Source organism: Acetobacter sp. AC2005, assembly GCF_037901235.1.
Taxonomy (GTDB): domain Bacteria; phylum Pseudomonadota; class Alphaproteobacteria; order Acetobacterales; family Acetobacteraceae; genus Acetobacter; species Acetobacter oryzoeni.
Genome location: NZ_CP149627.1, coordinates 69,946 through 92,791 on the forward strand (window position 1 = coordinate 69,946; position 22,846 = coordinate 92,791).

The 22,846-nt window shown below is 49.5% G+C and carries 18 protein-coding genes and 6 pseudogenes; 12 read left to right on the plus strand and 12 right to left on the minus strand.

From position 1 onward, the window contains the following. Positions 1-82: 82 nt before the first annotated feature. On the minus strand, positions 83-730 hold the full coding sequence (locus QQM41_RS14025) for a transposase (protein ID WP_339078267.1): 648 nt from the start codon (positions 728-730) through the stop codon (positions 83-85). Between the two features lie 189 nt (positions 731-919). Here QQM41_RS14025 and QQM41_RS14030 point away from each other — a divergent pair, with 189 nt between their 5' ends. Continuing rightward, positions 920-3,019, plus strand: a complete 2,100-nt coding sequence (locus QQM41_RS14030; RefSeq protein WP_339078268.1) for an FUSC family protein — start codon at positions 920-922, stop codon at positions 3,017-3,019. Positions 3,020-3,106: 87 nt separating this feature from the next. On the opposite strand, the pseudogene QQM41_RS14035 reads toward QQM41_RS14030, so the two are convergent. After that, positions 3,107-3,478: pseudogene (locus QQM41_RS14035) on the minus strand (integrase core domain-containing protein); the annotation flags it as partial. Positions 3,479-3,571: 93 nt separating this feature from the next. Here QQM41_RS14035 and QQM41_RS14040 point away from each other — a divergent pair. Beyond that, positions 3,572-4,219 (plus strand): transposase, encoded by a 648-nt coding sequence (locus tag QQM41_RS14040; RefSeq protein WP_339078269.1) that lies wholly within the window; start codon positions 3,572-3,574, stop codon positions 4,217-4,219. A gap of 216 nt (positions 4,220-4,435) precedes the next feature. On the opposite strand, the gene QQM41_RS14045 is transcribed toward QQM41_RS14040, so the two are convergent. Continuing rightward, complete coding sequence (locus QQM41_RS14045; RefSeq protein WP_339076906.1) at positions 4,436-5,458, minus strand: IS110 family transposase; 1,023 nt, start codon at positions 5,456-5,458, stop codon at positions 4,436-4,438. Between the two features lie 87 nt (positions 5,459-5,545). On the opposite strand from QQM41_RS14045, the pseudogene QQM41_RS14050 reads away from it, so the two are divergent. Together QQM41_RS14050 and QQM41_RS14055 are read left to right on the plus strand one after the other, a co-directional pair. Further along, positions 5,546-6,337: pseudogene (locus tag QQM41_RS14050) on the plus strand (IS1380-like element IS1380A family transposase); the annotation flags it as partial. Between the two features lie 261 nt (positions 6,338-6,598). Next, positions 6,599-7,621, plus strand: coding sequence for an IS110 family transposase (locus QQM41_RS14055; protein ID WP_087652186.1), 1,023 nt, complete (start codon positions 6,599-6,601; stop codon positions 7,619-7,621). A 279-nt stretch (positions 7,622-7,900) separates the two neighbouring features. Here QQM41_RS14055 and QQM41_RS14060 read toward each other — a convergent pair. After that, a pseudogene (locus QQM41_RS14060) lies at positions 7,901-8,053 on the minus strand (transposase); the annotation flags it as partial. Positions 8,054-9,035: 982 nt separating this feature from the next. Here QQM41_RS14060 and QQM41_RS14065 point away from each other — a divergent pair. Together QQM41_RS14065 and QQM41_RS14070 are read left to right on the plus strand one after the other, a co-directional pair. Then, a complete protein-coding gene (locus tag QQM41_RS14065) occupies positions 9,036-9,338 on the plus strand; it encodes a helix-turn-helix transcriptional regulator (RefSeq protein ID WP_339078270.1) in 303 nt (100 codons plus the stop codon). Positions 9,339-9,451: 113 nt separating this feature from the next. After that, positions 9,452-10,213 (plus strand): reverse transcriptase family protein, encoded by a 762-nt coding sequence (locus tag QQM41_RS14070; RefSeq protein WP_339078271.1) that lies wholly within the window; start codon positions 9,452-9,454, stop codon positions 10,211-10,213. Between the two features lie 278 nt (positions 10,214-10,491). Here QQM41_RS14070 and QQM41_RS14075 read toward each other — a convergent pair. Then, positions 10,492-11,283, minus strand: a pseudogene (locus QQM41_RS14075) (IS1380-like element IS1380A family transposase); the annotation flags it as partial. An 87-nt stretch (positions 11,284-11,370) separates the two neighbouring features. Between QQM41_RS14075 and QQM41_RS14080 the strand changes: the two are divergent. Next, positions 11,371-12,393, plus strand: coding sequence for an IS110 family transposase (locus tag QQM41_RS14080; protein ID WP_339076906.1), 1,023 nt, complete (start codon positions 11,371-11,373; stop codon positions 12,391-12,393). A gap of 216 nt (positions 12,394-12,609) precedes the next feature. On the opposite strand, the gene QQM41_RS14085 is transcribed toward QQM41_RS14080, so the two are convergent. Next, complete coding sequence (locus tag QQM41_RS14085) at positions 12,610-13,257, minus strand: transposase (protein WP_339078272.1); 648 nt, start codon at positions 13,255-13,257, stop codon at positions 12,610-12,612. 89 nt (positions 13,258-13,346) lie between these two features. On the opposite strand from QQM41_RS14085, the pseudogene QQM41_RS14090 reads away from it, so the two are divergent. Further along, positions 13,347-13,541 (plus strand): annotated as a pseudogene (locus QQM41_RS14090) (IS5/IS1182 family transposase); the annotation flags it as partial. A 110-nt stretch (positions 13,542-13,651) separates the two neighbouring features. Here QQM41_RS14090 and QQM41_RS14095 read toward each other — a convergent pair. From QQM41_RS14095 to QQM41_RS14110, 4 genes are all read right to left on the minus strand, one after another. Continuing rightward, positions 13,652-14,509, minus strand: coding sequence for a restriction endonuclease (locus QQM41_RS14095; protein ID WP_003631295.1), 858 nt, complete (start codon positions 14,507-14,509; stop codon positions 13,652-13,654). Between the two features lie 7 nt (positions 14,510-14,516). Then, positions 14,517-14,825 (minus strand): hypothetical protein, encoded by a 309-nt coding sequence (locus QQM41_RS14100; RefSeq protein ID WP_035366767.1) that lies wholly within the window; start codon positions 14,823-14,825, stop codon positions 14,517-14,519. Positions 14,826-15,112: 287 nt separating this feature from the next. Next, on the minus strand, positions 15,113-15,814 hold the full coding sequence (locus tag QQM41_RS14105; protein ID WP_339078273.1) for a MucR family transcriptional regulator: 702 nt from the start codon (positions 15,812-15,814) through the stop codon (positions 15,113-15,115). A 27-nt stretch (positions 15,815-15,841) separates the two neighbouring features. Beyond that, complete coding sequence (locus QQM41_RS14110; RefSeq protein WP_339078274.1) at positions 15,842-16,657, minus strand: DNA/RNA non-specific endonuclease; 816 nt, start codon at positions 16,655-16,657, stop codon at positions 15,842-15,844. Between the two features lie 423 nt (positions 16,658-17,080). On the opposite strand from QQM41_RS14110, the gene QQM41_RS14115 reads away from it, so the two are divergent. After that, the gene (locus QQM41_RS14115; protein ID WP_087652266.1) at positions 17,081-17,320 is read left to right on the plus strand and encodes a hypothetical protein; all 240 of its coding nucleotides are present in this window, start codon (positions 17,081-17,083) and stop codon (positions 17,318-17,320) included. A gap of 434 nt (positions 17,321-17,754) precedes the next feature. Here the strand turns inward: QQM41_RS14115 and QQM41_RS14120 are convergent, their stop codons facing one another. Together QQM41_RS14120 and QQM41_RS14125 are read right to left on the minus strand one after the other, a co-directional pair. Beyond that, positions 17,755-18,246, minus strand: a complete 492-nt coding sequence (locus QQM41_RS14120; RefSeq protein ID WP_124297984.1) for a type II toxin-antitoxin system YhaV family toxin — start codon at positions 18,244-18,246, stop codon at positions 17,755-17,757. Positions 18,247-18,248: 2 nt separating this feature from the next. Beyond that, on the minus strand, positions 18,249-18,581 hold the full coding sequence (locus tag QQM41_RS14125; protein WP_087636501.1) for a type II toxin-antitoxin system PrlF family antitoxin: 333 nt from the start codon (positions 18,579-18,581) through the stop codon (positions 18,249-18,251). 931 nt (positions 18,582-19,512) lie between these two features. On the opposite strand from QQM41_RS14125, the pseudogene QQM41_RS14130 reads away from it, so the two are divergent. The 3 genes and pseudogenes from QQM41_RS14130 to QQM41_RS14140 all read left to right on the plus strand — a co-directional run. Then, a pseudogene (locus QQM41_RS14130) lies at positions 19,513-20,397 on the plus strand (acyltransferase family protein); the annotation flags it as partial. Between the two features lie 526 nt (positions 20,398-20,923). After that, positions 20,924-21,397, plus strand: coding sequence for an SGNH hydrolase domain-containing protein (locus tag QQM41_RS14135; protein ID WP_339078275.1), 474 nt, complete (start codon positions 20,924-20,926; stop codon positions 21,395-21,397). 573 nt (positions 21,398-21,970) lie between these two features. Continuing rightward, positions 21,971-22,834, plus strand: coding sequence for a winged helix-turn-helix domain-containing protein (locus QQM41_RS14140; RefSeq protein WP_339078276.1), 864 nt, complete (start codon positions 21,971-21,973; stop codon positions 22,832-22,834). Positions 22,835-22,846: the final 12 nt, after the last annotated feature.

A 22,846-nucleotide genomic window follows, 5' to 3' on the forward strand; every position in this document is an offset into this window, starting at 1 on the left:
TGGATCTGATCCGCTGATCACCATACCGGCCAGTGGCTTCTGAAAGGCCACATCAACAGGCCTTACAGAAGACCGCACACGATCACACGTCAATATGGGTCAGAAAACTCTTGCATAACGGACGGCAACCACAGAAGAAGACATACAGGGGAAGATAGCAGTTATGGCCGTAATATCCATGAAAGGCGCGGCCTTCCTGATGGCCATGGATACGGTCATCGGTGGCATCCACATCCAGAACGATCCGGGCGGGTGCGTGCTCATGCTGGTCAAGGAAGAGCGTGACGAACAGGGTAGCCAGGGCCTCATGATCAGCAATGATCCGACAGTAACGATCTGCCTTGTGCCCACTGCGCTCCAACCGGTTCAGTGTAGATTTGCCAGCCAATGCTGCGCAGTTTGCCCGGCCTCCTGACAGACGACCCGAGGCCAGACCAAAGATCAGGTCATGCCGCAGGGCTTCGTGATCATTGAGATCTTCATAGCCCAGTGCCAGGCCCATGATCCGCTGACGGACAAGGTCTTCAACCCGGTATTCCACAAAGGCAGGATGCCGCTTATCGCGAAAACAGGCAGCAAAGCGGCGGCTGAGACCCAGAATGTCATCAGCCTGCTTCACCAGAATGACACCGCCATCCGAACTCATGCGACCCCCGTCAAAACGGGCTACAACACGCCGTCCACAGGAGGCTGGAAATTCATACGCGCCTGCGCTACACTCTGTCTGCATCGGGTTCGTTTATTGCTTATGAAAAATTCTTTTGTGCAAAACAGACTTTTTCATAATCTAACCCGATGTACAACCCTTCTGTGAGATTTCCGCGTCGATCCCTCCACCTGAAAAAATCGTGATTGTTTTCTTGGGTAGTTCAGCTATTCCTACGCTGATAACGGTTCGGGATGAGGGTGAACGATTACTGTGCAGGGGAAAACACTCCGTCAGGCCATCTGGAATTGGGAATGGCTTTTCGCGCCTTCACTCTCCGATTTTCTTTTTTCGCTCAGAACCACAATCACTTCCCTGATCGCCCTCAGCATCGCCATGTGGATGGAGCTTGGTCAGCCTCAATGGGCGGCCATGACCGTCTGGATCGTTGCCCAGAAAACCATTGGGGAAAGTCTGTCAAAAGCCCACTGGCGAATAGTGGGTACATTGCTTGGCGCAGTCGCCGCCATTGTTCTGGTGTCCGCCGCGCCGCAGCAGCCCTGGCTGTTCTTTCCAATGCTGGCGTTCTGGATTGGCCTGTGCGCCGGTTTGGGAACGCTCTGTTCCAATTTCAGAAGCTACATGTTTGTGCTGATGGGCTTTACCTGCGCCATCATTTCAATTTCCGCCATTACTGACTCGGATCACGTCTTTCAGATCGCCATCGCGCGCAGCACGTACATTATTCTAGGCGTGATCTGCGAGATGACCGTGGCTCTGGTCTGCGAACCCAACGCCAGCAGCCGGGCGCACGCGGCCATCAGGCAGTATCTGCGGGAAATCATCATCATGACCGCGTCGGTCGTGCGGGAAATCCTGCTCAAACGCTCTCCGCCCGCGCGAGACCTTTACGATACGTTTTCGCATGTCATGGCGCTGAGCGATCGGATCGAGTTCAGTGCGATCGAAACCGGCCGTTCCCGATCGATGATTGCTTATGCGCAGGGGACGCTCGGAGAGGCGACACGTTTTCTCTCGCGTGGCCTGGGCATGAGAACCAGACTTTCGCTTTCGGTGCATGAGAATGGCCCCGAAGTCTCGCCGCTCATAGCTTCTTTCGTCACCACACTGGAGAACGTCCCCCATCTGTTGAGCACAGAGGAAGGTGAGCAGGTGCTTCGTGATCAGACCGACAGGCTGGTGGCGGACTGTGAAACCTCCATCGCGAGAACAGCAGCGCAGGAAGATTTAAGCGCTGATCGTGCATTCCTTGTCGAGCAACGGATCGTGCTTCAGGGACTGGTGCTTCTCATGCGCGAGTTCAGTCTCCTCATGCATTGTTTCAGCGGGATGGAAAGCGAACGCAAGACCGTTTCCCATCTTCGGCTCGTGCGTTTTCCTGACTGGCGGGCAGCGCTGATCAACGGCCTGCGTTCGTTTGTATCCGTCCTGCTGGCAGCTCTGATCTGGGAAGTGACAGGTTGGCCGACTGGCTCTCTGGTGGTGATGTTCGTGTGCGTCGTCTGTGCGCGTTTCGCGGCTTTTCCCAATCCGCTGGTGGCAAGCAAGACATTCTTCTTTGGCGCGGTCTGGGCGGTGCTTGCAGCGGTCGTGCCGGTATTTCTCATCATGCCGGTCACTTCGGATTATCCGCTGTTCTGTTTTTTTGTGGCCATTCCGATGGTCATTGGCGGCCTCGTCAACCGTCATGCCGCTACGGCCGCTGTTGGCGCATCTTTCGTGAATTTCTTCCCATTCATGCTTCTGCCCGAAAATCATTCCCGGGTGGATGAAATCCAATGGTTCAACACGTCACTGGCGTTGCTGATGGGGCTTGGTCTTGGCGGTATGATCTTTCGCTATCTTCTGCCGTTCGGCGTGGGGCATTTTCTGAAAGTCTTTGATCGGTTCATCTGTAAAAAGATGAAAGAAATCACGACACTTCCCGAATGCGTTTCGGAGCAGGTGTGGGTTGGCGGGATTGTTCAGGGGATGGAAAATTTCATTGCCCACTGCAAAGCTCAGGATCTCGCACGCGTGGATCTGTGGCTGCACAGTACGTTCGCGGTCATGACGGCAGGCAGAAACCTGATTTATCTGGAGTCAAAGCTCACGGACAAGGCGCTTCCTGCCGACATTGTGGCGCATATCCGGAAAGCGATCCCTTCCTTTTTGTCTATGCTGCATAAAACGCAGCCTTCAACCGGAGATGTAACGGATGCGATGCAACATCTTCGGGAAAGGGAGCAGAAGGAGAAGTCTCCCTTGCTCAGAGCCAAATTGACCGATGTGATTGGCGCGATGGCCATCGTTAATGCGGAACTTTCCTCTCATGTGGTCGCCAGTCGTAGGTTGGCGGACTGGAAACTATGAGATTCTATAGACAACAAAAGAAATCCCGCGCTTTGTGGGGCGCGGGATGGTAATCCCCCCATTTTTAGTGGGGCATTGAATGAGAATTCAGGCAGCTGTTTTTAGTTTCTGAGCGGGGGTTAGCCCGCTGTTCCCCATGTTGGGTCTGTCATGGTTATATGTCCAGAGCCATTGTGTTGCGACCTCCTGCACGTCCTGAATGCTTTCAAACAGATACTGCTCCAGCCATTCCTGCCGGACAGTTCTGTTGTAGCGTTCAATATAGGCGTTCTGCTGCGGATTACCCGGTTGCGTATAGATCAGGGTAATCCCCTGTTTTTCGGCCCATGAAACCAACGTATGACTGACATATTCAGGGCCATTATCCATTCGGATGGCTTCTGGCCTGCCGCGCCACTCCATAACCTGTTCCAGGCAGCGGACAACCCGACAGGCCGGCAGGGAAAAATCAACCTCGACGCGGAAATCTCACAGAAGGGTTGTACATCGGGTTAGATTATGAAAAAGTCTGTTTTGTGTAAAAGAAATTTCCATAATCATCAAGAAAACCCGATGCAGACAGAGTGTAGCGCAGGCGCGTATGAGTTTCCAGCCTCCTGTGGACGGCGTGTTGTGGCCCGTTTTGACGGGGGTCGCATGAGTTCGGATGGGGGCGTCATTCTGGTGAAGCAGGCTGATGACATTCTGGGTCTCAGCCGCCGCTTTGCTGCCTGTTTTCGCGATAAGCGGCATCCCGGCTTTGTGGAATACCGGGTTGAAGACCTTGTCCGTCAGCGGATCATGGGCCTGGCACTGGGCTATGAAGACCTTAATGACCATGACGCTTTACGTCATGATCCTGTCATGGGTCTGGTATCGGGCCGTCTGTCAGGAAGCCGGGCCAACTGTGCGGCACTGGCAGGAAAATCCACGCTGAACCGGCTAGAGCGCAGTGGGCAGCAGGCAGATCGTTACTGCCGCATCATTGCTGATCATGAGGCCCTGGCTACCCTGTTCGTGACGCTTTTCATGGACCAGCATGAGCGCGCACCCGCCCGGATCGTTCTGGATGTGGATGCCACCGATGACCGTATCCATGGCCATCAGGAAGGCCGGGCCTTTCATGGATATTACGGCCATAACTGCTATCTGCCGTTATACATCTTCTTCTGTGGTTGCCGTCCGTTATGCAAGAGTTTTCTGACCCATATTGACGTGTGATCGTGTGCGGTCTTCTGTAAGGCCTGTTGATGTGGCCTTTCAGAAGCCACTGGCCGGTATGGTGATCAGCGGATCAGATCCAAATCTGCGGGGCGTGCTTGAAAGTACGAAAAGACATACTGGTTTTTCCGATCCGGATCAAACGATCATGCGCCCATTCAGGTCATCGCCCTCTCACACCCCTACCGGTTCCATCCGCGGGAGCCGAGCCATCGCTCAGGCTGCCACGGACAGGGCCGGATCCCGATAATCCTCCTGTTTCGTTGCCATGGCCCAGATTGCCCTTGCCATCCTGTTGGCCAGGGCAATCGCTACCAGCATACGGGGCTTGCGGGCCAGCATCCGTGCCAGCCAGCTTCCCGGTGCTGGGCCCTTGCGACTGGCCCAGTTCACCTGGGTCATGGCACCCATGATGAGAAGCCTGCGGATATCAGCCTGTCCGGCTTTTGATATCCTCCCCAGCCTTTCCTTTCCGCCAGATGAGAACTGCCGGGGCACCAGTCCCAGCCACGCAGCAAAGTCGCGCCCGCGCCGGAAGGTCTGCAGGTCAGGCGCAAAAGCCTCAACCGCAAGAGCGGTCAGAGGACCCACTCCAGGCATGCTCTGCAATCTGCAGGCGGTTTCACTTCCCTGGGCAAGCATCCTGATCTTCTTTGTTCTGGCATCAATTCGCACACTCTGCTCCGAAATCTGTTGCAGCAGATCAAGGCATTCCTGCCTTACAAGCTCTGGCAGAACTGCCTCATCCAGCATGGCCTCAATGCGTTTGATATGCGCAATCCCCTGTGGCACGACGAGACCGAATTCATACAGAACGGCACGCAGGGCATTCACCAGTTCCGTGCGTTGGTGCACCAGACGCTCGCGGGAGCGAAAGAGAACGCTTCGGGCCTGCTGCGCTTGAGTGCGCGGTTCGACAAAGCGCATTTCCGGCTGACGGGCCGCAATGACGATCGCTTCCGCGTCGGCAGCATCGTTCTTCTGCCGCTTCACGAAAGGCTTCACATACTGCGGAGCGATCAGTCTGACCTCGTGACCAGATGCCGCCAGTTCGCGGGCCCAGTAATGCGCGCTCCCGCACGCTTCAAGAACGACCAGAGCAGGCGGCTGCGTTGCCATGAACTGCATAAACTGCTGACGACGCAGCTTTTTGCGAAACATCACCTCGCCCGCACGCGAAGCTCCATGAACCTGGAAAATGGTCTTTGCCAGATCAACGCCAATCACTGTATCCTTCATCTGCCGTCCTTTCACGCGGTTGTTTTTACTCAACGACCATTCTGGCACATTGCGATGCCGTGCGGGGAGGACGGCAACCACCCCATCTGCGGGGACCATCTCCTCAGCGCTACCCTGCGCACGGCAGACAGGGACCCGGGGAAGGAAGCACTGGCAGACATCCGCCGGATCGTGGAGCAGATCAGGAGCCGTTGGCCCCGGGTGCGTATCCTGGTGCGTGGGGACAGCGGTTTCGCCCGGGACAGTCTGATGACATGGTGCGAAGACAACCACGTTGACTTCCTGTTCGGGCTTGCAGGCAACACCCGCCTGTATGACCGGATTGCCTCTTTGTCCGCTGAGGTTCGTGACGAAGCCGCCACGACAGGCAGAGCTGCGCGCGGTTTCGCCTCCTTTGACTGGATCACAAAGGACAGCTGGACGCGCCGCAGGCGGGTCGTGGCCAAGGCCGAATGGCGCCACGGCAACCGCTATCATCGCTTCATTGTCACCACGCTACCGCAGGGAATGTCCGACCCTCGCCATCTCTACGAACAGATTTACTGCGCACGCGGGGATATGGAAAACCGCATCAAGGAATGCCAGATGGATCTGTTCTCAGACAGGACCTCGTCCCACACCATCCGGGCCAACCAGCTCCGGCTGTGGTTCTCGGCCGCAGCCTATGTCCTGCTGACCGCTCTGCAAAGACTGGCCCTTGGCCAGACCAGCCTGGAGACGGCGACCTGTGGCACCATACGCGCACGACTGCTCAAAATCGCGACACGTGTAACGCTCAGCGTCCGTCGGATTGTCCTGTCCATGCCGGACATGTTCCCCTGTCAGCATGAATTCGCCCTCGCTCATGCACGATTGCGAAGGCTCCGGCAGGCCATCTGAAGAAACAGACAGTGCACAGACCACATAGCTTCCACCAACACTGCCTTCTCAGGCCGTGACACCCTCACTGCGTTCAAAACCCGCCGCCAGAAGCAGAATATCGTCAATATTCCAGATCGGGCTCCTGTGGGATGACTGAATTCTACAAAATGACCCGAAATTGCCTCAAGTGTGAGATGGGGTGGTTGCCGTCCTCCCCGCACGGCATCGCAATGTGCCAGAATGGTCGTTGAAAGAAACGACTGCGCGAAAGGACGGCAGATGAAGGATACAGTGATAGGCGTTGATCTGGCAAGGAACATTTTCCAGGTTCATGGAGCTTCGCGTGCGGGCGAGGTGATGTTTCGCAAAAAGCTGCGTCGTCAGCAGTTTATGCAGTTCATGGCCACGCAGCCGCCTGCTCTGGTCGTTCTTGAAGCGTGCGGGAGCGCGCATTACTGGGCTCGCGAACTGGCAGGAGCTGGTCACGAGGTCAGACTGATCGCTCCGCAGTATGTGAAGCCTTTCGTGAAGCGCCAGAAGAACGATGCTGCTGATGCGGAAGCGATCGTCATTGCGGCCCGTCAGCCGGAAATGCGCTTTGTCGAACCACGCACTGAAGCGCAGCAGGCGCGTGGCGTTCTTTTCCGGGCCCGGCAGCGTCTGGTGCACCAGCGCACGGAACTGGTGAATGCCCTGCGTGCCGTTCTGTATGAATTCGGTCTCGTCGTGCCACAGGGGATTGCGCATATCAGACACATTGAAGCCATGCTGGATGAGGCGGTTCTGCCAGAGGCTGTGAAGCAGGAATGCCTTGATCTGCTGCGACAGATTTCGGAGCAGAGTGTGCGGATTGATGTCAGAACAAAGAAGATCAGGATGCTTGCCCAGGAAAGTGAAAACACCTGCAGATTGCAGAGCATGCCTGGAGTGGGTCCTCTGACCGCTCTTGCGATTGAAGCTTTTGCGCCTGACCTGCAGAGCTTCCGGCGCGGGCGCGACTTTGCTGCGTGGCTGGGCCTGGTGCCCCGTCAGTTCTCATCTGGCGGAAAGGAAAGGCTGGGGAAGATATCAAAAGCCGGGCAGGCTGATATCCGCAGGCTTCTCATCATGGGCGCCATGACCCAGGTGAACTGGGCCAGCCGTAAGGCCCCTGCACCGGGAAGCTGGCTGGCACGGATGCTGGCCCGCAAGCCCCGTATGCTGGTAGCCATTGCGCTGGCCAACAGGATGGCACGAGCCATCTGGGCCATGGCAACAAAACAGGAGGATTATCGGGATCCGGCCCTGTCCCTGGCAGCCTGAGCGATGGCTCGGCTCCCGCGGATGGAACCGGTAGGGGTGTGAGAGGGCGATGACCTGAATGGGCGCATGATCGTTTGATCCGGATCGGAAAAACCAGTGGATTTCTCTGTGCTTTAAAGCACGCCTGTGAGATTTGGATCTGATCCGCTGATCACCATACCGGCCAGTGGCTTCTGAAAGGCCACATCAACAGGCCTTACAGAAGACCGCACACGATCACACGTCAATATTGGTCAGAAAACTCTTGCATAACGGACGGTAACCACAGAAGAAATCCGCGTCGATCGCCTGGCGCTTCCATTGGGCGATCATCGTCTGATGCACGCCATGTTTCGACGCCAACTCCGCCAGCGTCAGTTCGCCACGGATCGCCTCCAGGGCAACCCGTGATTTGAACTCCGCCGCATACCGTTTCCGCGTAACCTTGCCCATAAAACCCGTCCTCGTTCAGGCCAGATGATAGCTTATCGCCCTGTCCGAAAAATGGGGACCACTTCTCTCTTTCCACACAAGCTATCTGATTTAGTTTCCAACTTTGCATTTTAATAGCGTAATTACGACGGCCTCATATACAGCTTGATATCTAAAAAATACCGTCTCGAAGCTTCTATGTAACCATGTCCGCTTTGCACACGGTAAGCGAACATGCGGCTTGCGCCCCCATTGCTGACGTAATTTCCACCAGAATACGCAGTTAAATTCTCATGAAATTAGCCTGATATTTTTATCATTAATAAGTGGATTTTTATGGCCTCGGTAGAACATTATCCAGATTAAATGGATTCATAAGCGGCTGATAAATAATAACTTTGATTATCATTATCTTCTGGTTTTCGACAGCAGGTCATAAAACCAAAGAGTATTTCGAACCCTCCAAATTACGTTGAGCTCCAACGAGGCCGATAGCCCTACACAAAATATAATTCGCCCTCAGCGAATTATATTCTTGACGTGCCAAGATCGATCATGCATTCATAATGCTTATCAGCAACTGAGGGATTTCCGTCATTGTTTGGATCGTTTTCCGATCCGTGGAGAGCGAAAGCTCTCTCCCATCCGTCAGCGTCAGTCGGCGCAGAGGGGGCGCGGCCCGGTGGAAGCCGCGCCTGGAAGGAGAACCGGGCTTAAAGCGTTGTCACCCAAGTAATCCATCTCGGCGGGCTACCACAATTTCGTGGTGGTGATGGAGGACAAGCCAATGAGTAATTGGTCAGGTGCTGATAGGCAACGTGGGGTTTCTAGGTGGGGACAAGCAGTGGCAGCGATATGCCGCGTTAGCTGTAATCCACTCGTGTTGCGGACAATTATTGCAGTATCTCGTATGATTTACGAAATACTGCGATTTATCCAGAGGCAATGAAACTCAAGGCCCGGTAATCCAACTGTTAACATCTTACTGATTAGGAGAAAGCCTGTGATTGGAGACGCTTTACGCATGATCCGGGTTTTCCATGATCTCTCACAAAAAAATACCGCAGAAAAGCTTGGAATAGCTCCATCTTTCCTTTCGGAAATCGAAAAGGGTAAGAAAAAACCCACGCTTGATTTACTTCAGCGTTATGCATGCGAATTCAAAATGCCTGTCTCGTCCATTATGTTTTTTTCTGAAGAAATGGCCAACCCCTCAAAATCAGAAAAACTTAGACTGACCATCTCATCGAAAGTTCTATCATTATTACAAATGGTCGCTGCTAAGGCAGGCAGGGAAGTTGCCTAATGCCCCCCAAAAGACATCTTCTTAATCAGTCAAGGTTATTCAAAATTCGTTCCCGACGTCGTCTCGCTGAGGTTCTGGGAATAACTTCTGCCGAACTTAAGGACGCTATTGTGATGAAACATCCATATAGCGAACGTAGCCTTGAGCTTTATCGTGGCACTACAAAAAAAATACGAGAAATTCAGGAACCCCGAGGGGTTTTAAGATCTATTCATGCACGCTTGGCTGTTCTTCTATCTCGTATAGAACCACCAGATTTCTTATTCTGCCCTGTAAAACGGCGCTCTTACGTTTCCAACGCTGCTCATCATATCGGTGCCAAGCAAGTTCGGACTCTTGATATAAAAACCTATTTTCCGGCAACGCCTGAACATCGCGTTTTCTGGTTTTTCAACCATATTCTTCAATGTGAAAGAGATATAGCGTCTATTCTAGGCAGACTACTAACAGTGAATGGTCATCTTGCAACGGGCAGTCCGGTCAGCCCCATTCTATCATTTTTTTCTTTCTATGACATGTGGAATGAGATTTCCCGCCTAACGCTTGGAAATGGATGCAAACTTTCTGTCTACATCGATGATATAACAATTTCAGGAAATGTCGTCCCTGACTGGCTATTATGGGAAATTAAAAAACAAATTCATGCTCGTGGATTAGTTTATCATAAAGAACGTAATTTCTTTAATGGAGTAGCTGAAATTACGGGAGTTATCGTTGATGAAGAGGGCTTAAGCCTACCAAACAGGCAACATCAGAAGTCGCATCTATTACGTAAAAAACTTTACCAAGAGACAAACGAGGAAAACAGGATTACAATTTCTCTAAGTTTAAAAGGTCTTGAAACCCAGAGAAAACAAGTCGAAAATGCAAGATGAACTCGTTTTCAAGCGACTTTACATTTCATTTAATCTGATAACATTGATACGAAAAATTTCAGTCCACACGTATTCTAAACGCGGCCAATTCGACGCGGATTTCTCACACTTGAGGCAATTTCGGGTCATTTTGTAGAATTCAGTCATCCCACAGGAGCCCGATCTGGAATATTGACGATATTCTGCTTCTGGCGGCGGGTTCTGAACGCAGTGAGGGTGTCACGGCCTGAGAAGGCAGTGTTGGTGGAAGCTATGTGGTCTGTGCACTGTCTGTTTCTTCAGATGGCCTGCCGGAGCCTTCGCAATCGTGCATGAGCGAGGGCGAATTCATGCTGACAGGGGAACATGTCCGGCATGGACAGGACAATCCGACGGACGCTGAGCGTTACACGTGTCGCGATTTTGAGCAGCCGTGCGCGTATGGTGCCACAGGTCGCCGTCTCCAGGCTGGTCTGGCCAAGGGCCAGTCTTTGCAGAGCGGTCAGCAGGACATAGGCTGCGGCCGAGAACCACAGCCGGAGCTGGTTGGCCCGGATGGTGTGGGACGAGGTCCTGTCTGAGAACAGATCCATCTGGCATTCCTTGATGCGGTTTTCCATATCCCCGCGTGCGCAGTAAATCTGTTCGTAGAGATGGCGAGGGTCGGACATTCCCTGCGGTAGCGTGGTGACAATAAAGCGATGATAGCGGTTGCCGTGGCGCCATTCGGCCTTGGCCACGACCCGCCTGCGGCGCGTCCAGCTGTCCTTTGTGATCCAGTCAAAGGAGGCGAAACCGCGCGCAGCTCTGCCTGTCGTGGCGGCTTCGTCACGAACCTCAGCGGACAAAGAGGCAATCCGGTCATACAGGCGGGTGTTGCCTGCAAGCCCGAACAGGAAGTCAACGTGGTTGTCTTCGCACCATGTCATCAGACTGTCCCGGGCGAAACCGCTGTCCCCACGCACCAGGATACGCACCCGGGGCCAACGGCTCCTGATCTGCTCCACGATCCGGCGGATGTCTGCCAGTGCTTCCTTCCCCGGGTCCCTGTCTGCCGTGCGCAGGGTAGCGCTGAGGAGATGGTCCCCGCAGATGGGGTGGTTGCCGTCCTCCCCGCACGGCATCGCAATGTGCCAGAATGGTCGTTGAGTAAAAACAACCGCGTGAAAGGACGGCAGATGAAGGATACAGTGATTGGCGTTGATCTGGCAAAGACCATTTTCCAGGTTCATGGAGCTTCGCGTGCGGGCGAGGTGATGTTTCGCAAAAAGCTGCGTCGTCAGCAGTTTATGCAGTTCATGGCAACGCAGCCGCCTGCTCTGGTCGTTCTTGAAGCGTGCGGGAGCGCGCATTACTGGGCCCGCGAACTGGCGGCATCTGGTCACGAGGTCAGACTGATCGCTCCGCAGTATGTGAAGCCTTTCGTGAAGCGGCAGAAGAACGATGCTGCCGACGCGGAAGCGATCGTCATTGCGGCCCGTCAGCCGGAAATGCGCTTTGTCGAACCGCGCACTCAAGCGCAGCAGGCCCGAAGCGTTCTCTTTCGCTCCCGCGAGCGTCTGGTGCACCAACGCACGGAACTGGTGAATGCCCTGCGTGCCGTTCTGTATGAATTCGGTCTCGTCGTGCCACAGGGGATTGCGCATATCAAACGCATTGAGGCCATGCTGGATGAGGCAGTTCTGCCAGAGCTTGTAAGGCAGGAATGCCTTGATCTGCTGCAACAGATTTCGGAGCAGAGTGTGCGAATTGATGCCAGAACAAAGAAGATCAGGATGCTTGCCCAGGGAAGTGAAACCGCCTGCAGATTGCAGAGCATGCCTGGAGTGGGTCCTCTGACCGCTCTTGCGGTTGAGGCTTTTGCGCCTGACCTGCAGACCTTCCGGCGCGGGCGCGACTTTGCTGCGTGGCTGGGACTGGTGCCCCGGCAGTTCTCATCTGGCGGAAAGGAAAGGCTGGGGAGGATATCAAAAGCCGGACAGGCTGATATCCGCAGGCTTCTCATCATGGGTGCCATGACCCAGGTGAACTGGGCCAGTCGCAAGGGCCCAGCACCGGGAAGCTGGCTGGCACGGATGCTGGCCCGCAAGCCCCGTATGCTGGTAGCGATTGCCCTGGCCAACAGGATGGCAAGGGCAATCTGGGCCATGGCAACGAAACAGGAGGATTATCGGGATCCGGCCCTGTCCGTGGCAGCCTGAGCGATGGCTCGGCTCCCGCGGATGGAACCGGTAGGGGTGTGAGAGGGCGATGACCTGAATGGGCGCATGATCGTTTGATCCGGATCGGAAAAACCAGTATGTCTTTTCGTACTTTCAAGCACGCCCCGCAGATTTGGATCTGATCCGCTGATCACCATACCGGCCAGTGGCTTCTGAAAGGCCACATCAACAGGCCTTACAGAAGACCGCACACGATCACACGTCAATATGGGTCAGAAAACTCTTGCATAACGGACGGCAACCACAGAAGAAGACATACAGGGGAAGATAGCAGTTATGGCCGTAATATCCATGAAAGGCGCGGCCTTCCTGATGGCCATGGATACGGTCATCGGTGGCATCCACATCCAGAACGATCCGGGCGGGTGCGCGCTCATGCTGGTCAAGGAAGAGCGTGACGAACAGGGTAGCCAGGGCCTCATGATCAGCAATGATCCGACAGTAACGATCTGCCTTGTGCCCACTGCGCTCCAACCGGTTCAGTGTAGATTTGCCAGCCAATGCTGCGCAGTTTGCCCGGCCTCCTGACAGACGACCCGAGGCCAGACCAAAGATCAGGTCATGCCGCAGGGCATCGTGATCATTGAGATCTTCATAGCCCAGTGCCAGGCCCATGATCCGCTGACGGACAAGGTCTTCAACCCGGTATTCCACAAAGGCAGGATGCCGCTTATCGCGAAAACAGGCAGCAAAGCGGCGGCTGAGACCCAGAATGTCATCAGCCTGCTTCACCAGAATGACGCCCCCATCCGAACTCATGCGACCCCCGTCAAAACGGGCCACAACACGCCGTCCACAGGAGGCTGGAAACTCATACGCGCCTGCGCTACACTCTGTCTGCATCGGGTTTTCTTGATGATTATGGAAATTTCTTTTCTACAAAACAGACTTTTTCATAATCTAACCCGATGTACAATCCTTCTGTGAGATTTCCGCGTCGATCCAACGCAGGGAAGTCGGTGATCCGATCCCGCGTCGAGCACCTTTTTGTCGAGCAAAAGTCACAAACGGGACCGTTCATCCGGACAGTAGGTATCACCCGGGCCACAATGAGGGTCAGGCTAGCCAATATTGTCTACAACATGCGCCGCTTCTTCTTCATAGAGCGCGTCAGCGCCACAGCATAGCAATTCAGCGGATGGTACCTTCCGATCAGCTTAAAATGCAGATCGAATGCTACCACGGCAACCATTAATCAAAACGCCACAAACCCAAAATCCAGAAAAAGGCGCATCAATCAACGGTTCATCGATCCCTCCACCTCAAAAGACAATATAAAATCAGTAATATTTTTATCCGTTATTAAATGAACATTAGTTTTTCTTGCCAAATCCAATGCTGATTTTGTATAACCAATAGTAGTTATCACTGCGGCTTCTGTTGCATTATAATATTTTTTTGCAGAAAAAACCTCTTGAACGGCAGAATTTCCTACGGTATTTGAATACATTTTACATTGTATTGCAATTTTTTTATTATTTTTTTCCGCAATAACATCGGCACCTTGATCACCACTTCCAGAAGTTACAATAGCATTCCAACCATGCATTATAAAAATATCAGCACACTTTTGTTCATACTCATAAGGAGTTAAAATTTCAACATTCTTTTTCTCTGAAACAATAGTATTTATATAATCAAAGACATTATAAATATTTGCATCCAAGTAAATTCTATCGTAGTATGATAAAAGTGGTCTAACTTCCGTCTTCAAAAAAAACTCCATCTCTTCTTGCCATCCAGAATCTATTACTCTACCATAATTATTTACTTTCAAACATTTGTTACTAGCTATTTGGAGGTTTATTTTATATTTATCTATTATTGATTTTATTTTATTTTGACTTTTATTTTTCAGTTCTTGTGTCCAAATTCTCTTTTCTACAATTACCGGCTTTGTTTCTGATGGGAGTATTTTTTTCTCTTGTGCAGGCAGTTCAATCTGTTTTTTTGTTCTATTTACCTCTAAAAATATCATATAAGCAGGAACTATAATCATAACTGCCACTAAAATTACAGAAAGAGAGATTATAAAAATCTTAATCCCTAAACCGATAAAAAAACAAAATATTATAAATAATATCAACAATGGCATTAGAAATTTAGCCCAATTTTTTATTTTGGAAAGGTTGTTTGTTTTTGATTATAAAATCAATTTTATTTATTTTTTTCCAAGCTTTTATTTGATTCTTTATTTGATAAAGAGCTGTCTCAAAGTCATCATCAAAATCTGAAAGTGCTTTTTTCTGTATATCGAGTAAAATATTATTAGGGACTTCATCATCCTTAAAATTATTAATATCATTTATTGCTTGAATTTGATTTTCTATTTGAAACAAAGCAGTTTCGTAATCATTCGGAAAATCAGAAAGGGCTTTATCTCTGATTTTTTTTAGTAGATTATTGTCCATAGATAGATCCCCACCAAATGACTTTTGTTTATATTTTGTTCAACAAAAGATAATTTTCACTAACACACTTCTTTTCGATGTCGTGGACATAATAACACGTTAATCTTACGTTTGATAGAAGGCCTTAAAAGGATGCCTTCCTGAATGTACAGTTCACAAAATAACTTAACCAGAAAGTTCGCACACCAAAAATTAAGACCATGGAAACCGACCAGTTCCCCCCATGAAGACCTATTGTCTTGTTCATTGAATAAAATCATCATTGGGGCAGGAAAAAGCAGCCTTAATCAACCGAGTTTCTTTTTACGTCCCCTTTTGACCTCAGGTAAACGTGTCACAATGGCATCTTCTTCTGATTTTTCGTGCTGTAGCTCGGTAATCTCTTGTGACTTGTTATTCCCCAATCCTAAGGATCGCGCTAAACGTGATCGTTGTTCTGAATAAGCAGGCGCGACCATCGGATAATTAGCCGGCAATCCCCATTTTTGACGATAAGCTGAAGGGGTGAGGCCAAACGCTGACATCAGATGGCGTTTGAGCATTTTCACCTTTTTCCCATCTTCTAAACAGATAATATAATCAGGAAACACCGATTTCTTAATGGGCACAGCAGGAACTAGTTCTTTATCATCACTTACGTCCATTTCAACGCCCGCAAGAGCACGATAAATCTGTTGTATCAGTAAAGGTACATCGGAAAATGGTATGGCATTTCCAGACAAATAAGCAACGACAATATCACATGTCAAATGATGCAAATAATTATCTACGTGTTTATTATGTACCATAATTTTCAGATCCTTTGGAATATCTTCCTCATAACAAGATAACTGTATCAACATAAGAAAAAAATTATAAATAGTAAATTGTTTACCAAAAGTAATATACATTCGGTTTTTGCTAGAATTCAGTTTTTCAATGTAGTTAAAAAGACGATAGATAAAACACGATATATCTGGAATATCATTGATTGGAACAGTTAATTCCATAACGAGATCCAGCGGCTTTAAATCCGATTAAGGTGCGGGCAACTTCCATGCTTGCGCCTTAATCTGCGCTGACACTCCTGGAAACGGATCAATCCCGACATTTCGTATCAGTGTTGCGACTGTAACCTGCGTGCAGTGTGGATGCTGTTGTGCGTTTTTACACACATACGCTGACGCTTTATTCTTGCTGGGCGAATAAACCGCTTTCCACGTTGAGGACGGCACGTACACGTGGTCATGTCCCATGGTCTGAATAGGGCGCAAATGAAAAGCGGGACCTGTCACCACATACAGCTCTCCTTCATCATCTGCCATATCCCGCACACGCCGCTCCACACGTGACCAGATGCCTTCATTCAGACTGGCTGTCTGAGGCACCACATTTGAGAGTGCGTAAGTCTCTGCCTGGGATGCTTCTGTAGGTTGGTCACCACTCGGTGCCATATGTCCACGGTCATAAATGGAGTTATAATAGTCCTGTAAATCCGCGCTGCCCGCAAACCGAGTGTCTGCATAGAAATGGCCTGCCCTTTTTAACCTTTCCGCTGCCTCCACATCATCCGACCAGAGATGTTCGGCAGACCAGAGAGGGCCATGCGAAATAGAGGAAGCTAAGACCGCATAGCCTTTGTTGCACAGTAATTTAGTGCCTACGCTTAGCTTGGAATTTACAATCTTTGGTAGATGGCTATTCGCCCCAAAATCGTTGCAGTTATCTTCTTCTGCATGAAGGGAGCCTGCGTAAAAGACGCAGAGAAATATCAAGGCTAGTCGTCTCATGAGGGGCTGATAACAGAATGAACACGAATTCCCTACCCTTCGACAAAGTCGAAAATCCAGCATTCCTTTACGCGCCTTGAGATACTTCGGAAGATACACGCGTGTTTACCTGCAACACGTCCTTCAAATCTGCAACGCATGCTGATTATGAAGCATCGAAGTTTGGCCCTACTTGATACGGCTGGCACTGGATGACGTTCAGAAGGCAACGCAAGTGTATTCTTCTGCGCACGCACCTGTCGAAAATATTTTCTACATATTAAGACACCATCTCGATTTTACATGCGAAATAATTATTCTGTTATAGAAATAGCGACCACTAGAATGTCAGTTTGCAATGAATTTCTGTCTGCGCGAAAGTTCTTTCTCATCTTTACGAACAGATTATTTCGGCTGATATAAAAAAGTATATGTACTATGGTTTCAAACTTGAACAATAAGGCCCACATCAGAATGTCGAGACATTGGTCATCAGATCCTTATTTCGTGGATGCGCTTGATAAATATACTGCCCTACGGAACGCTGGACAGAAAACTCTCGAATTAGACCTGGATGCGATTGAAGAAGTTATCTCAAATAGGGATGGCCCAGCTTATCGCCTGTTTGATGCCATGGTTAACATTAAGGAAACGGAAGGAGACGAAGGCTATCGTGGTGCACCGCGCATTTTGCTGGCAATCCTTGAGCACCTTGGCGAGATTTCCAAACAAAAACAGACAGATTAATACCGCATCATCAATGTATGCATATCCCGTTATTCCTGTTCGTTTAGCGCATCTTCATAATGGTTTAGCGGGATATTGATATTATCGCAGGTAGGTATGGGGAAGAGGGCGGAGTTTGAAGTCAAGTAAGTTTAAGTAAAGTAAATGGCCGACTTTGCCATTTCCTGATGACATTCAGGCGTGATTAAACTGATGGATATCCGAAGTAATCAGCGCGATATAGTCCTGCTATCATCGCGCTTGATGCCTAACCGTCAAAACTAGTTAGCATGCTGCCAACGTGATTTACGGTCGAGGCTTCGTGTGTCCCCAACCGCCATTGCGCTATTGGATTTAAGCCTAATGGCGAAAACGCATCCTTAGCATGGTTCAGGCGCAGCCCACAGTCCGATCCAAAGGACAATATGCAATGCTGTAACGTTAAACTGCATTCGTCACGAATTTGGAGGAGAGGACTTACCCAGCCGGTCAACTGTAGCCTGATCGGACGCAGCCGCACAAAGAGCGTCCCAATCGTCTGGCGGGTTGCCCTTCTGTAGCATCGCCTTGAAAACTTTGTAAGCGTCAGTCCTTGAACCATAGGTGCGCAATTTCGTCTCATCGTTCACCCAAGCGAAGATGATGATTTTTTCAGCCGAACTATAGCGGAAGAACAGGCGAAAGCGACCATTCCCGAACTTTGCCCTAAACCAATGCTTGTGCGCTTCACCAAGCGTTCCGCCTTGTCTATAGACGGCTGCTGTCGGATCGGTAGGGATTGACTGGAAGAGCAGCTTGTTCAAGGCGGCCAATAACTTCGTGCTCGGTTTCTTTTGATATTCGTGGGGCTTTTTTTCCTTCAACTCTTCAACAGCGCCGATGAGCTTTTCCAACTGATCGAGAAAGAGCGGATGCGCGAGGATGGTCCAGCCATTAATCGTCAGCATAGTCAGAGCGCCACATCACCTTCAATCTCATCATCGAGATCAACGTCCATATTCCCGACGAGCGCGGCTACGCGATCAGGCAGACTGGCAGGTAAGCTGACAAGGCGTGAACGGGAATGGTCGAGCATGTCCTTCTCCAGAAATTCGAGGAAGCGCTCAACGACTGGATCGCTTGTCTCTTCTGTAGCCTTCTCGACATGAACACGGCGCTGATCGTCCACGACGAACGCAATACGCCCACCATAGTCTACACCTAAAGCCTTCCGGACGCTCTTGGGAATAGTCGTCTGGCCCTTAGCGGTGATAGTGCTTTCTGCTTTCAGCAAGTCGACCATGGCTTAACTCCAGTTTTAACTTTCTTTATAGGTAAGGAAATTCCCTTACTTTGTCAAGATGGTCATGCCTCGGCTCAGGATCTAATGATTTGATTGCGGAAATCTGATTCAGGCTCAGTGAAGTGACTGGAGATGAGCGACCTGTTTTGGCTGACGAACGAACAAATGGAGCGTCTGCGGCCCTTTTTCCCAAAGAGCCACGATAGAAGCCCGTGTTGATGAGTGTCCCAACTGATCTACCCAGTGACGCCGTTGTCAGTCGCGGCAGGGAGATAATCAACAGGTCTTCATCACGGAAACAATGGTTTCCTGATATTCTGCTTTTTTGCCGTGTGTCCACTGGACCAATGCAGGTAAAAACATGACCGCAATCAGGAAATTTCCCGATTTATTGCCGGGCTTTACTTGGCGGGATATCGAGGTGAATGACGTGCGGATCCGCACGGCTATCCTTTGGCGTCAGCAATACGGATCTCGGTTGAACTGAAGCTTTCTCTGAAAGCCGCCTATATCTACCTTGAGCCTTTTTCTTTACCAGATGCCTGCGAAATTTTTGTTTTTTGGCTTATGGAGCATGTTTATTAAACTGAAAGATGGACAATCAAATATCAGTCTTTACTTATTTTGATGATCTGTAGAAGCATTCAAATATAAACTATAGACTCATAAAATATATAAAATTTCCCTATATATAAAAAATATTTTAAGAAATTACGAAAAACCATCAATAATAAATGGATTATATATTAAATATTTACGAGAGATAGACTTGTTTTAAGATACACGCTCCTTATAAGAGTTGGACAAAACTATTATATTTTAATTTTAACATGTAGAAATAATGAATATTGGCAGCATATCTTTTTCAGAAACCGTGAAAAAATTCTCGTATAGAAAAGACATTGATGGGATACGAGCTATCGCCATCCTCATGGTCATCATCAATCATCTGAATACCAAATGGCTTCCAGGTGGATATCTGGGTGTAGATATATTCTTCGTCATATCAGGATTTGTGATTACCGGAAGCTTATTTAATTATGGGCACGGGAAAGGTTTACCCTCTCTCCTATATGATTTTTATGCCAAACGACTACGTCGCATCACGCCAGCACTGCTAACGAATATTGTCATTTGCAGTACTGCAGTCTGGATAATTGATCCCCAGCCACAGATTTCACTTCAAACCGGTTTTCTCGCGCTATTCGGTTTCTCCAATTTTTACTTATGGAAAATATCCCAGGATTATTTTTCTCCCTCTACAAAACTGAATGCCTTTACCCATACCTGGTCGTTAGGCGTAGAAGAGCAGATATATCTGCTCTATCCATGTCTCTTGAAAATAACCGGATTTTTTAACGAAAAGACTTCCAGACTTTTTCCATTGACCGCTATATGCGCACTTTCAATAGTCTCGGCCATCGTTTTGATGATCCTGCCAGGACATACAACGGGAGGCGCTGCCTACCTGCTTCCTTTTGGTCGTTTTTGGGAGTTTGGCATCGGATGTATTGCATGCCTCTTGTCCCTTCATTTCGAAAATCGTGATCAGAAAAATATTAAAAGCGTTATTTGTTACCTGTCTTTTCTATGCGTTATTTTTTCTGCCGTTCTACCGCAATATCAGAATGTGCTGTGGAGCTTTCTGGCAGCCCCGGCAACAGCTGTACTGATCCTGTTTCTACCTCATACAAACAAGGCACGTCTTTTCCTGAGTGGCAACGTATTACAGTTTTTAGGGAAAATATCGTATTCGTTATACTTATGGCATTGGCCCATTCTATCTTTACTCAATCTGTATATGAAATCTAACACGTCGTATCTTTATAACTTCCTTTTATTGACATTCTTTACGTCCATATCGTCATATTTCATTTTGGAAAAGCGCCTGAAGACATTTTTACAAAATAAAGGAAATGTATTTTCATATTTATTGTCATTGCCTCTCATTTTATTCTCGTCTTTGTATGTATTTACATTACACAAATCTCATAATCCCCATCCTCTTGCTATAAATGGGTTTCGTTATATTCCTGATTCATATGAGAATTTTCCTGTAAAACATACCAACTTTTTTTACTGTACTGTAGAACTCCCAAAACGCCCTCTACATAGCAACACGATGGAGAAATGTACAATTCCACCGGCGAATAAAAACCTTCCCACTCTTTGGGTCATGGGAGATAGTCACGCAGGTCATTTGATGGGACTACTTTCCCAACTGCAACAGAAGTCTGGTTACGGCATTCATCTTGTCGAAACGGTTGGTGAGCCCTTCCCAGCCTCAGGTGGTATTTCTTCTCCAGAGCGTCAAAAGCATTTGGAATGCAGCTCTTGCACGGATGAAAAGTGGCGATTTCGTTGTTCTGGGACGAATTTTTCTAACCCGAGACGGCGAGATCAAACCTTTGCCGGATATCGAGAACTGGCTGCAGCAAGTCGGAAAGATCACATCATCTCTGGAGGCCAAAAATGTCTCCATTATCATTATGTCTCCCATCCCGATGTTCAGATTTGATTCATTATATAACTGCGCTCCATCCCAATCGAATAATACGACGTGCGACATCAAGCGAAAGGACGAAGCAAAACCCCTGAATGACATCATGCACGCTATGATAGATGTTCAGGAAAACCACAAAAATCTTTATGTGTTTGATGCATTCTCAGAAATATGTCCGGAAGAATTAACCTCTTGTTCTCCCGTCAGAAATGGAATTCCCTTGTATCGCGACAAGGATCACCTGAATGTTTACGGTTCTGAAATTCTTTATAAAAACTTTTCCGGTTTCCTGAAAAATATTTCGAAACCCTGACGGTCACAATTTTTCATGATACCAACAGTTTGATCTAATTGTGAAAGATAAGGAGTTTGAAACAACTCTCAAGAATATTTTCTACTTTATCATCATATGATAGTGCATATTTGCGGTCAGTCATAATACCCCCAGATAAATTTCATGCTGGATAATCTGTGAGTTGATACATATGTTTTGTCAGCCGAATTATCCGGTGACTTACGGAGCTGTTACAAAATCAGGCTTCGCCCATCTGGGTATCGTCTGGTGCACCAGATGGACGATGGTAAAACTCATTGTATTAGTCATCGCTCTTGGCCGCAGGGACGCCAATGAGGTTTATGATGATGCAAACCGCTGTATCTGAGCATGTTTGGATCGGAAACACTCAAACATTCAGATGGACATCTGAATAAAAACCTCACCCAGACGGCGATTGCATTCGGCCGCATTGATCAGCGGCTCCGTCATCACCCTCTTCTCCTTGCCATCCTCTTTCGGGAACGGCTAGAAGCCTCACGTGCCTGTGCAGCTGTCGATGGCCACCTCATAGATCCCTGGCGACTTGCCGCCGAACTTGAGGGCTTGAGAGTGGTACCTCTCGGCTCTGATGTCTTTGAGCGGGGGTCCTCTGTTGATGCGGCACATGCTGCTTTTGCACAATACCAATGGCTCGTTAAGCCAGATGAAGCACAACGCAACGCGATAGAGAGCGCCCTGGGGTGGCTTTCTGAACACAGCAAGGCATCAGGCCCTCTTCTTGGCGCTGCTACTGCATTTCATGCCTGGGTAGAAGCTGGTCATGCCCGTGCCCCAATGCGCGCAGCCTTGATCCGACATTGGCGACGTACGGATATCCTTCATTTTCCGCTTCCCCTTGTTGGCGCCAGAGCTTTTATAGCGGATGCACCCTGGGAACCATCAGAATGGATCCCGTGCTTCCTCAACTGTCTGTATGATGAAATGACGGCCGTAGAAAACCGTACGCGTGCACTCGAACGAAGCTGGCGTCACGCACGCATGCAATCAGGTGCCCAGAGAAGCACATCACGTGCCGATAAGGTCATAGATATCCTTGCCGCATACCCACTGATATCTGCAACACGCCTCTCGGACGAACTGGGGTTATCTCTAAAAGCGGCTTACATCTATCTGGAACGATTTCTGTCAGATGGTCTGATTGTTGAAGTCACGCATCGCACCGCAAGGCGATTATTCGCCCTGAAAGAACTTGAACCACTCCGCGAGATCGTGCGCCCTCCCAAAAGACCCCTACCCGGCAGGAAACGCGGGCGGCCGAGAAAAAGCGAAAGTCTGGAGACCACTCCTCCAGAGGAGGACGTGGACATCCGGCCCTTGGAGCCAGTGCCCACGTTTGCACCCATAAATTATGAGGAGCTGGAGCGCGCGATAGAGAACGCAGAACGCATCATACGCCGCTATCGTGCTGATTAGGCACAGAGTGTT

Excerpts from the sequence above, each read along its gene's own strand:
- QQM41_RS14025 (WP_339078267.1), bottom strand. The coding sequence starts at position 730 with ATGCAGACAGAGTGTAGCGCAGGCGCGTATGAATTTCCAGCCTCCTGT.
- QQM41_RS14040 (WP_339078269.1), top strand. The coding sequence starts at position 3,572 with ATGCAGACAGAGTGTAGCGCAGGCGCGTATGAGTTTCCAGCCTCCTGT.
- QQM41_RS14045 (WP_339076906.1), bottom strand. The coding sequence starts at position 5,458 with ATGAAGGATACAGTGATTGGCGTTGATCTGGCAAAGACCATTTTCCAG.
- QQM41_RS14055 (WP_087652186.1), top strand. The coding sequence starts at position 6,599 with ATGAAGGATACAGTGATAGGCGTTGATCTGGCAAGGAACATTTTCCAG.
- QQM41_RS14070 (WP_339078271.1), top strand. The coding sequence starts at position 9,452 with ATGAAACATCCATATAGCGAACGTAGCCTTGAGCTTTATCGTGGCACT.
- QQM41_RS14080 (WP_339076906.1), top strand. The coding sequence starts at position 11,371 with ATGAAGGATACAGTGATTGGCGTTGATCTGGCAAAGACCATTTTCCAG.
- QQM41_RS14085 (WP_339078272.1), bottom strand. The coding sequence starts at position 13,257 with ATGCAGACAGAGTGTAGCGCAGGCGCGTATGAGTTTCCAGCCTCCTGT.
- QQM41_RS14095 (WP_003631295.1), bottom strand. The coding sequence starts at position 14,509 with ATGCCATTGTTGATATTATTTATAATATTTTGTTTTTTTATCGGTTTA.
- QQM41_RS14100 (WP_035366767.1), bottom strand. The coding sequence starts at position 14,825 with ATGGACAATAATCTACTAAAAAAAATCAGAGATAAAGCCCTTTCTGAT.
- QQM41_RS14105 (WP_339078273.1), bottom strand. The coding sequence starts at position 15,814 with ATGGAATTAACTGTTCCAATCAATGATATTCCAGATATATCGTGTTTT.
- QQM41_RS14110 (WP_339078274.1), bottom strand. The coding sequence starts at position 16,657 with ATGCTGGATTTTCGACTTTGTCGAAGGGTAGGGAATTCGTGTTCATTC.
- QQM41_RS14120 (WP_124297984.1), bottom strand. The coding sequence starts at position 18,246 with ATGCTGACGATTAATGGCTGGACCATCCTCGCGCATCCGCTCTTTCTC.
- QQM41_RS14125 (WP_087636501.1), bottom strand. The coding sequence starts at position 18,581 with ATGGTCGACTTGCTGAAAGCAGAAAGCACTATCACCGCTAAGGGCCAG.
- QQM41_RS14135 (WP_339078275.1), top strand. The coding sequence starts at position 20,924 with ATGAAAAGTGGCGATTTCGTTGTTCTGGGACGAATTTTTCTAACCCGA.